The organism is Ferruginibacter sp., from assembly GCF_031430955.1.
GTDB lineage: Bacteria > Bacteroidota > Bacteroidia > Chitinophagales > Chitinophagaceae > Ferruginibacter.
Genome location: NZ_JANPCM010000144.1, coordinates 1 through 4,051, shown reverse-complemented (window position 1 = coordinate 4,051; position 4,051 = coordinate 1). Strand labels below are relative to the sequence as shown.

Genomic DNA, 4,051 nt, shown 5'->3' with positions numbered 1-4,051 from the left:
GTATCAGGGTCGGGGCGGTGATGATAAAAAATATCTACATACTCCAGCTGCATTCTTTTTAAACTTTGCTCCAGGCTGGCCACCAAATATTTTTTCGAACCCCACTCACCGTAAGGCCCGGGCCACATATCAAAACCGGCTTTGCTGCTGATGATCAATTCATCACGGTAGGCATGAAAATCTTTTTTTAAAATTTTACCAAAATTAGTTTCGGCGCTGCCGGGTGGCGGGCCGTAATTATTGGCTAAATCAAAATGAGTGATGCCGCAATCAAATGCGGTATGCAATGTTTTTCTGAAAACTTTTTTTTCGTCCACATCACCAAAATTGTGCCACAGGCCCAATGAAATGGCTGGTAACTGAATGCCACTTTTACCACAGCGGCGGTATTGCATTTGCTTATACCGGGTGTCGTTTGCTTTATAAGACATGATTATTTTTTTACCTGCAATTTAATACTTAGTTTTTCATCTCTGTCACAAATTATTTCTCCATTCACATATTTTAATTCTGCCAACTGAATTACACTCCGTTTATCATCAAAACTTCCCTTTGCAGCAGGCATATCTTTACGGCGGCCGGGATGAGTAAAATAAAATATAAAAGCCCTGTTACTATTGAGTACCACATCGCAATGCCCGCCAATGGCCTGATCATCTGCACCTTTACCAGGAGTTTCTAAAATTCTGTTCGTTTGTTTTTTCCAGTTAAATAAATCATCTGAGGAATAAATTTCCATGCCTTTCCAGGCATCAATGATCATAAAATATTTCTGCTGCCAGAAAAATGTTTTAGGGCCTTCTCCCCTTGCGGCAATGGCTTTGCCTTTGCCAACCCAGTTATACAGATCTTTGCTATCGGCATAATAAATACTCTTACCATCTTTTTCATTGTTGTACCACATGCGCCACAGGCTGTCATTTATTTTGTAAACGGATGCATCAATTACTTTTTCGTTTACCAGTTTTAATGTGGATTGATAATTCCAGTTCATTAAATCTTTACTTATAAGATGAACAATTACTCTTGGATGATTCCAATCTTTAAAAGTACCAGGCACATAAGTCAGGTACATGTGATACATTCCATTTGCTTCAATTACATCCGGCGCCCAGTGGGTGTAGCCACTATCGGGGCGGTAATTAATATTTGCCGTGTCTTTGTATTTCCAGGTGCGGCCATCTTTACTTTCGGCAATACCAATCCTGGTACCATGCACCCATTGCACAGTGGAATCATTTATTGAAGCCCTGCGATTGGTGTACAGCATCCACCATTTCTTTTTTTGTTTATTGTAAACGATAACCGGGTCGGCAGCACCATGATAAACAGGATCATCAAATAATGGTTTGGGTGCAATATTTTTTTGTGCAAATAATGATGCCATTAAAAGAGAAAAAAATAAAGTGAAATAAATTTTTGTCATTTTAATTTTTATAATTGCGTTTTAGCCATTCTTCCGGTACGGGAATAATACAAATATTCATTGATCTGTTATCTGCAGAAAGCATAGCAGATTGAATCTGAATTTTTGTTCCATCGGGGCTCATAGTGGGATGCGGATGATCGGCAGCAGTTTGTTTATGCCCTGCAGAAAGTAAGATCATTTCATTGGTATGGCGGTCTATCAAATAGATATTTCTGGCAAAGTCATCACCCACTGCCCATCTGCCATCCGGCGATCCGCTTACATGCCACAATCCACTGCCGCTTTTTGTTTGGCCTGCAATCGTCATTTCTCTTGTACGCAAATTTACAATTGCCAGGCCTGTTGGTTTTTCTCTTGTACCACTTGGACCCCATGCAGTTTCCTGCCCGGGATTGGCACCACTTACAGGCGTACCTGCTGCTGTATTTTTATTTATACCAGCAATTATTCTGTGGCCCATTATTGCAATGGCCACTTCATCTTTACTAATTACAGCTTCATGCGTTACCCATTCATATTCACTCTCGGGGTACAGTGGCCGCAATCCGGTTCCATCGCTCATTACCGTCCAGGTGCGTTGAGGAGATTTACCCCCGGTTTCCCAGCAAAAAATAATTTCTCCACCCATCCATGGGTTAGTTTGTATGTGGCCAATTTGAAATGGAACTGACACCACATATTTTATTTCGCCTGTAATAATATTCATTGCTGCAATGCCTGCAGGGCCAGCACCCATGTTACGGGGGCCAAAGTTTTTTTCAATTGTTATATCAGGAGATAAATGTTTTGCTGCTTCCTGAAGGCCCACACGAAAATATGCCCAATCTTCATTTCCATCAAGTGCCATATCGCCACCGGCACCTAATACTGCAGGTGTAGTACCACAAATACGCTGATAAAAATTTGCTTTTTTTAAGGTGCCTGCTTTACTATCTGCAAATAATTTTTCTAAATCTACTTCTATAATTTGTACAGGACGTTGCACACGCCGACGGGCAGTATCGCCGGGTGTAACAGCAATGGTATCTGTTTTTTCATTCCGCATAAAATATAACTTCATTGATTTCCTTGCTACATTCAGCATGCCAGTATAGCCTCCTTCTGTTACCTGCACTATATCTCCTGTAATTTCATTAACCGCCATGGCTTCGCCTTTTACCCGGTTACTCCTGAATATAAGCCATTGCCCGTCGGATGTCCATTGATTGTGGGTTTGATAAATTTTTGAATCGCCGCTTTGTGTGCTGGTTAAAAAAGTAAGCATCGATCCGGTTATTGGATCATTTACTATTTTTTTTTCTGAAGGAAAACGTTTTCCTATTTGTGCGGAGAGATGGCACGCTGAGGTGCAGAAGACGCAGAGAAGAAAAAAAAATTTTGGTTTTACTTGCATGATTTCTTATTTAAGATTCAACACTGCCATTTGAAGCTCTAATGAAATATTTAAAATTATTTTAAAGGAATTAATTTTACTGCACCATCTAAACCTGATGGCATTACTTTCCAGTTAGTGGCATCAAAATTTTTGTAGTTGATGTTTACAAAATTTATTTCGTGGTAATTGCGCCATACTTCTCCATTCCTGTCCATATTACGAATGCGGTTGGCCATAAGATTGCACACTTCAATGCTGATAGTATTTTTTCCTTCTCTTAAAAATTTACCTACTTTTAATTCGTACGGCAAACTCCAAATTAATCCGGCATCTTTTCCATTGATGATTATTCTTGCAGATTCGTAGAGCTTATCTAATTGCAATAAATAATTGGCGGCTTTATTTTTTAAAGTAAAAGTGGTTGTGTAAATTCCTGTACCACTAAAAGATTGTGTGGTGGAATCATCTGTAAAATTTGTCCAGGGTTGAATTTTATACATCGATTTATCCTTAGGCAAAACAGGTCCGCCTTCAGTAAAATGTAATTGCCAATTAATATTTTCTAAATGCATTGGTTCGCCAAACTGGTCTATGTACTTCCATGCAGTTGCATTGACATTCATTTTTTTGTTACACCCTACAATTACAGATTGCCCGGACTTTAACTGTACCCTTAATTTTAGTCCTTCATTTGTTTTTTCAAAAGGCACACCACCATATTCTCCATTTAAGGGATTGGTAAAAGATACAAAGCTTGCTTTTTGGCTTAATTCAATTTTTTCATCAATATCTTTTGATGTGTTGTTAGAGATAAAATAAAAAATATTATCGCCATCCACTCTCTTAATAAATTTCAATCCTAAATCGGTTAAGGTTTCTCTTTTAACCCCCTTACTGTATTCAATTGCTTTCTCAATATTACTGGATAAGATTAATTTTCCATTGAAAGCAGTTTGTATTTCTTCATTCACTTTTGTAAACTGTATGGAATTTTTTAATTGTTGAAAAGCCATTCTATCTTTTGACAAATCATTGAAACCCGGAACATCTTCGGGCATGGCCTGCATAATTACATAAGCTGAGGTTTTAGAAAGTGCAACAATATTTTTTAAAGTTGTTAATGGCATCAACTTACATTGAGGAATTATTATTAATTCATGAACTTTACCAGCTGGTTGTGTAATTGCTGCAGTTCTATTGAGCATTTTATCGCTTACAAAATCTACTTCATACCCTTTATCCTGCAA

General features: G+C 38.2%; 4 protein-coding genes. All 4 read right to left on the bottom strand.

The window, feature by feature from the left end; genetic code table 11:
- The coding region (locus ACY65O_RS03980) for an aldo/keto reductase (protein ID WP_462219553.1) at window positions 1–431 on the bottom strand (431 nt) is incomplete at its 3' end.
- Between the two features lie 2 nt (window positions 432–433).
- Window positions 434–1,426, bottom strand: a complete 993-nt coding sequence (locus tag ACY65O_RS03975) for a family 43 glycosylhydrolase (RefSeq protein ID WP_462219552.1) — start codon at window positions 1,424–1,426, stop codon at window positions 434–436.
- Window position 1,427: 1 nt separating this feature from the next.
- Window positions 1,428–2,693, bottom strand: coding sequence for a TolB-like translocation protein (locus ACY65O_RS03970; protein ID WP_462219551.1), 1,266 nt, complete (start codon window positions 2,691–2,693; stop codon window positions 1,428–1,430).
- A gap of 185 nt (window positions 2,694–2,878) precedes the next feature.
- On the bottom strand, window positions 2,879–4,051 hold a 1,173-nt coding region (locus ACY65O_RS03965), incomplete at its 5' end, for a glycosylhydrolase-like jelly roll fold domain-containing protein (protein WP_462219550.1).

Excerpts from the sequence above, each read along its gene's own strand:
- ACY65O_RS03975 (WP_462219552.1), bottom strand. The coding sequence starts at position 1,426 with ATGACAAAAATTTATTTCACTTTATTTTTTTCTCTTTTAATGGCATCA.
- ACY65O_RS03970 (WP_462219551.1), bottom strand. The coding sequence starts at position 2,693 with ATGCTTACTTTTTTAACCAGCACACAAAGCGGCGATTCAAAAATTTAT.